The organism is uncultured Roseibium sp. (genome assembly GCF_963675095.2).
Classification (GTDB): domain Bacteria; phylum Pseudomonadota; class Alphaproteobacteria; order Rhizobiales; family Stappiaceae; genus Roseibium.
The window spans coordinates 21541-27540 of record NZ_CAXXSJ010000020.1 but is presented as its reverse complement, the minus strand read 5'-3'; the positions used below and the strand labels follow the sequence as shown (position 1 = coordinate 27540).

Annotated in this window: 4 protein-coding genes and 2 pseudogenes; 1 reads left to right on the top strand and 5 read right to left on the bottom strand. The window is 58.1% G+C overall.

All coding sequences use genetic code 11. The features are described 5' to 3' along the window. The 3 genes and pseudogenes from ABIN98_RS07925 to ABIN98_RS07915 form a co-directional block, all read right to left on the bottom strand. A pseudogene (locus ABIN98_RS07925) lies at positions 1–207 on the bottom strand (cytochrome C oxidase); the annotation flags it as partial. A gap of 198 nt (positions 208–405) precedes the next feature. Continuing rightward, positions 406–1479: an AbrB family transcriptional regulator gene (locus tag ABIN98_RS07920; protein WP_346908957.1), complete on the bottom strand. Its 1074-nt coding sequence runs from the start codon at positions 1477–1479 to the stop codon at positions 406–408. A 97-nt stretch (positions 1480–1576) separates the two neighbouring features. Beyond that, positions 1577–2323: a glutathione S-transferase family protein gene (locus tag ABIN98_RS07915; protein WP_346908955.1), complete on the bottom strand. Its 747-nt coding sequence runs from the start codon at positions 2321–2323 to the stop codon at positions 1577–1579. A 107-nt stretch (positions 2324–2430) separates the two neighbouring features. Here ABIN98_RS07915 and hemN point away from each other — a divergent pair, with 107 nt between their 5' ends. Further along, complete coding sequence (gene hemN / locus ABIN98_RS07910; RefSeq protein ID WP_346908953.1) at positions 2431–3795, top strand: oxygen-independent coproporphyrinogen III oxidase; 1365 nt, start codon at positions 2431–2433, stop codon at positions 3793–3795. Between the two features lie 92 nt (positions 3796–3887). Here the strand turns inward: hemN and ABIN98_RS07905 are convergent, their stop codons facing one another. Both ABIN98_RS07905 and ABIN98_RS07900 read right to left on the bottom strand, forming a co-directional pair. Continuing rightward, the gene (locus ABIN98_RS07905) at positions 3888–4601 is read right to left on the bottom strand and encodes a Crp/Fnr family transcriptional regulator (protein ID WP_346908951.1); all 714 of its coding nucleotides are present in this window, start codon (positions 4599–4601) and stop codon (positions 3888–3890) included. A 762-nt stretch (positions 4602–5363) separates the two neighbouring features. Beyond that, positions 5364–5967 (bottom strand): annotated as a pseudogene (locus ABIN98_RS07900) (response regulator transcription factor). Positions 5968–6000: the final 33 nt, after the last annotated feature.

Below are 6000 nucleotides of genomic sequence, written 5' to 3'. Positions count from 1 at the left end.
GATCGGCATCCCGTCATTATCGAAGTATTTTTTGAAGATGACGAACACGCTGACCGCGGCAATCAGTGCCCCCAGTCCAGTGTGAAACGCCATCACTTGATCATATGTCTTGCCTGCTATGATCAGGCAAGCGAATGCCAACGCTACGAGGAAAGCCGCAAAGAGGCCTTCTTCTAGCGAAATGAATCTGGCCTTTGTCTGTGCCATATTTCGCGCCCCAGTCTTTAAAATCGTTACAGAGTGCCAACGATGGCCCGACCATGCGCACGACGGCTCCATCCTGACGTTGATTCAAATCAAGAATGATTGAAACCCCTTAAGAAAGATCGCCGACATGATGCCGCTGGGTCAATTGGCCCCTGCGACAATAAGACTGGAAAAGTCCGCCGCCCCCCTTCGAAGATCTCAGTTTCGCCCACTTTTGGACTCATTCGAGACCCGCCCGAGCAGAAGACCTGTGATAAAAGGTAGCAGGAGAACCATCGAGATATAGCGCGCGAGCTGATGCGCCGCGACGAAAGCCGGATCGAGGTTCAGCATGAAGGACAGCAGGGTCATGACTTCCAGCCCTCCCGGCGCATAAGCCAGCAGCAGCTGGCCGAAGGGCAGCCCCACCAGAACGGATGCGATCCAGGCCATCGCCAGGGAAACACATAGTCCGACGACGATGGCGCCCAGAGACGCCCTGAGCATATTTACGAACATGCCGAATGTCGTCGATGTGAATCGGCTGCCGATATAGCATCCGAGCCCGATATAGCAGGGCACCAGGATCCATTGGGGCAGCGCGACCGACATGAGGCCGGTCACATTGATTGCCGAACTCATGAAGAAAGCTCCCGTCAGCCATCCTCCGGGCACGCGCAGGCGCACGGCCAGAAAGCTTGCAGCCAGACAGGCTACGAGCAGAATGACCCCTTCCCCCCAGTCCGGAAAAGCGGTCGGAACACCTGTTTGCGGACCATGGGAAGCCGTCGACGTGATCACCAAAGGCAGAACGGAAACAAGAATCACCAGGCGCACGGTTTGCGATACGGCAATGCGCGCCTGATCCGCCCTGCGCTCGGCAGCAATCGCCATGACAAATGAAAGGGCACCGGGGATCGCCCCAAGAAAGGCCGATTCCCGGTCCCAATGGGCGAATCGTTTCAGAAAGACATAGGTCGCCGCAGTGACCAGTACGAGGGTGACCGCCAGTATCGCCATTGTTGCGGGCCAATGGCCGATCCGGTCCACCACATCCGGCCTGACTCCGCCCCCCATGGAAAGACCCAGGATGACAAAAAAACCGTCGCGCATCCAATTCGGCAGATCGACCGGAACGCGCGCCAATGCCGCCGCCGCAACAAGAATCATCGCTCCTGCGAGCCAGCCGGCAGGCATTCCGGCAGTATGAAATAGCGTCCCGCCGAAGGCGCCCAGTGCAAATGTCAGCCCCGTCTGGCGCAAGACACCAGTCACCGTCGATTTCTCACTCAATGAACAATCCCTTTGCGGACGAAAGACGGGTGGATAAAAGACGGGGGCAGGCCATTTTCAGCAATCAGTTTTTAACAGGCATATGGATTTGCATGCGCTAAATTCCGGTCAGCGCGGCGGGATTGATGGCGGGCCGTTGGGGATCGAGGAACGCAGGTCCGGGGATCTGCTCCATCTTCTTGGCACGCACAACGGCCGGACGGGTCTGAAGATCGCCGAGCATCGCGGTCAGCCGTGGCCAGGCTTTGCGATCGAACTCGGACGATTGCGGATAAATCTGATACCACCTGGCACAAGTCGCTGCATAAAAATCCACGATCGAGGGCTCGGCCCCAAGCAAATAGGGTCCGCCCGACCGTTCGAATGCGGTTTCAAGATGATCGAAATCCTGCCTCAACCGGTCCCCAAGCCCGGCGACAAGATGTGGACGGACGGCTGCGTCTGCCACATAGCGTTCGGGCCTGAACGAGATGCGCAAATCAGCATGGAGCGTGTTGGACAGAAAGAACAGCCACGTCAGAAGCCGGCCACGCTCGAGTGAGGACGGGTGCGGCGCGAGCCGTTGCGTCTTGTCGGCGAGATAGAGGATAATGGCCGCGGTTTCGAAGACCGGCTCGCTCAGGTCCGGATCGGAAAGGACCGGCAGCAGGCCTTGCGGGTTCAGCTTCAGATAGTCCGGTGTCCGGTTCGCGCGGACGGCCCGGTCTACCGGAACAAAGCGATAGTCGAGCCCGATTTCCTCCAGAACGAACCGCACCACCAGGTTGGCGCTGTCGAAAGAGCCGTAGAGGCACAGCCGGCCCCGGTCCGGTTTGAACAGGTCCGGTTCGAACGGGTCTGACATTACACCTCCGATTTCAGTTTGCGGGCGAGCTGATTTTTCAGCCGCGATTTCCAGCCTCCTTGAGCAATATCAAGGACACATGTCGATACCGACACCAATGTGGCGTCATGACCGACACTGCTCTTACCTACGCCATGCGGACCGTTCCGCGCTACACGAGTTATCCGACCGCGCCGCATTTTCACGGCGGCATTACCGATGAGGTTTATGCGGGGTGGCTGGAGAAGCTCGGGCCGACGGATACGCTGTCCCTCTATCTCCACGTGCCCTATTGCCGTGAGATCTGTCACTATTGCGGCTGCCACACGAAGGCATCGCGCCAGGAGGCGCCGCTGGCCGCCTATGCGCAGACCCTGGGCCAGGAACTGGAACTGATTGCGGGACACCTGACATCACCGGGTCCGGTCAAGCACATCCATTGGGGTGGCGGCACACCGAGCCTGCTTCCCGAGGACAGCCTGCGCGACCTTGCCGGACTGATGCGCGTCCTGTTCGACTTCGCACCGGACCTGGAACACGCGATCGAGCTGGACCCGCGGGTCGTCGGCGCGTCGCTTGCGCATACGTTGGCGGAGATCGGTGTCAATCGGGCAAGCCTCGGCGTTCAGGATTTCGATCCCGAAGTTCAAAAGGCGATCGGCCGGTTACAGCCTTATGAGATTGTCGCTCAGGCCACCGCTCATCTGCGCGATGCCGGTCTGGACAACCTGAATTTCGACCTGATGTACGGATTGCCCGCCCAGACGGCGGATACCATTCGCGATACGGTCGCCAAGACCATTGATCTTAATCCAGGACGTGTCGCGCTGTTCGGTTATGCGCATGTCCCCTGGATGAAGAAGCATCAGAAGCTGATCGACGAAACCCTCCTGCCGAGCCCGGCCGAACGCCTTGAGCTGGCGGAAGTTGCGCGGCGCGACCTTATCGATGCCGGATACGTGGCAATCGGTCTCGACCATTTCGCGCGCGAGGACGATTCCATGGCCATCGCCGTGCGGAACGGCGACCTGCGACGCAACTTCCAGGGATATACGACAGATCAGGGCGAGCAGCTTATCGGGGCGGGCGTATCGTCCATCGGCCGGCTGACCCAGGGCTACGTCCAGAACATTCCCGATGTCGGCCACTGGCGCCGCGCGATTCTCGGCGGCAAACTTCCGGTCGCACGCGGAATGGCGCTGTCGAAGGACGACCTGCTCAGAGGCCGGATCATCGAACAGCTGATGACCGACTATCGCTGCGATCTTCAGGCGGTCTGCCGGAGTTATGGTGTCGGCGTTGCCTCACTGGCGGATTCTGTTGCGGCGCTCGATGAGCTCATCGCGGATGGACTTGTCAGTCTGGAAGAGAATGACGTCATTCAAATTACGCACGCCGGACAGCCTTATGTCCGGCTCGCTGCCGCGGCCTTTGATGCCTATCTCGCAGACAGTCACGCCAAAACCGGCGCGCGGCACTCCATGGCCGTGTGAGGTATCAAGCGTGATACACGCAAAAAAGAAGGCCGGAATTCCGGCCTTCCTGGGATCGATGGGGCACTTTGCTGTTGTTTGTGATCCCGAAATCAGTGAATACCCGTCATCTGACAGAGGCTGCAGACCTTGTTCAGATGGATCTTGTCCGCCCTGTCGATACGGATGACACCCCGGCGCTTCAGTTCGGAAACGACGCGGCTGACCGTTTCGATGGTCAAACCCAGGTAGTCGGCGATTTCCTGACGGGTCATGTGAAGATGGATATCGCAGCCGTCGTTTTCTTCATCAGCGGGACCGGTGCAGCCGACGCCGCCGCGGTTCGGTACGAGATACATGAGGAAACTTGCGACACGCTCGATGGCCGACTTGCGACCGAGCAAAACGGCATGTTCGTGCAGGACATGCATCTGATGGGTCAGGCACCTGGTCAGCTTGCGCTGCATATCGACCGACGCCTCGACCTGCTTCAGATCGATTTCGTGAACCTCGGAAGGCGTCAGGGTCTCGGCCGTGCAGTCGTATTCGTCACTGTTGGACAATCCGAAAATGTCGCCCGGGCGCAGGACTTCGACCACCTGGCGGCGCCCGTCCGGAAGCAGCTTGAACAGCATCACCGTGCCGGAGGCCAGTTCATAAATCCGTTTTGCGGGATCGCCTTCGTAATAGATGACATCGTGGGCATCAAAGCTCGCGCGCTTGGCCCCGAAGGATGCAAAAGATGCATCTCTCGTGTCTGTCACGCGGTTGAAAGCGGTGTGCCCGATGGCAGCCTGTCCGGTGGCTTCATGCTGAAGATATGCCATATTCCCCTCCTTTTAGAGGCAAGGCTCTGTCGAAAGAGACAGGTGTTCCCGGCCAGACTAGCCTATTACCGTCCCTATCGCTCTGAGCACAACGTCCCGTCCGACGACCATGCCATCCTTGCAGGTTTGACAATAGAGATGCTGCATGACAGGAAAAATTCGGTCAACTGCGTAGGGTTAACTACATAGCCCGGATGGACGGGCGACCGCGGGGGCCTTCGGTCAGGCCTTGAGGAGGTGCTCCGTCAGGACCAGCCAGAGACAGCGGCTTGCGTAACAGAACGTGACCGGGTACGCCTGAGAGACGACGCTCGAGCGCGTTCTTCGGCTTACCGGAAATCGCTATGATCCGCGGGATATCCTGCAAGCTGTTCAGGTGCCGAATCACATCGTCCCCCCCGATGCCGGGCAAACCGACATCGACGATGACGACATCTTCCGACGGCCGGAGATGCGGTTTTCAGAAACGTTTCACCATCCGGATAACATTCGACGGAGTGGCCGAAATCGCTCAGGACCACCAAAAGCGCATCCGCAACGGCTGTATCATCTTCAACTATATGAACACGCAAGACGATTCTTTCAGCTTGGAACAACTGTCAGCTTTGAACAGCAACAAGTGCCCGTCTAAAATACATCAGTCCAAGCCCGAACGATGTACGCAGTAACACTGCACGAAGATGTTCGCTGACAATCTGGGGGAAAAAATCCGAAACAACAGTCCGGAATTTCCCTTATGTCCCACACGCACAAGCCAATCGGTCAGGCGCGTCCCAGCACGATACGGACCAGATCCGCGGCATTCCGGGCGCCGAGCTTCTCCATGATCCGCGCCCTGTGCACTTCCACCGTTCTCGGGCTGATCCCCAGCTTGCGGCCGACTTCCTTGTTCGAAGAGCCGTCGGTGATCTCCTTCAGAACTTCGCTTTCCCGGCGGGTCAACAAATCCGCACCGGAGAAATCCATCGACATCTCGTCGGAGCCTGTCCTTTTGACGGCCTCAATGCCCTGATTGATCCGATCGACCACCTTGTCCGCGGTAAACGGTTTCTCGATGAAATCGAAAGCGCCGTTGCGAATGGCTTCGACCGCCATCGGAATGTCGCCCTGCCCGGAGATGATGAAGATCGGAGCGGGATAGTTTTCCGCATTCAGCGATTTCAGAATATCGATACCCGACCGGCCCGGCATATGGACATCCAGGATCACGCAAGCGGGATGGGTCTTGCTGGCCGACTGCACGAAATGTGTCGCCATCGGAAAACGTTTCCACGACGAAGCCTTCGAGATTGAATACGACCGATAATGCATCCCGTACCGCCGGATCGTCATCGACAATGTAAATGGCTTTCGCTTCGCTCGTCATAAAGTCCGGCCCCTATTCAGTTCTTCTCATTTC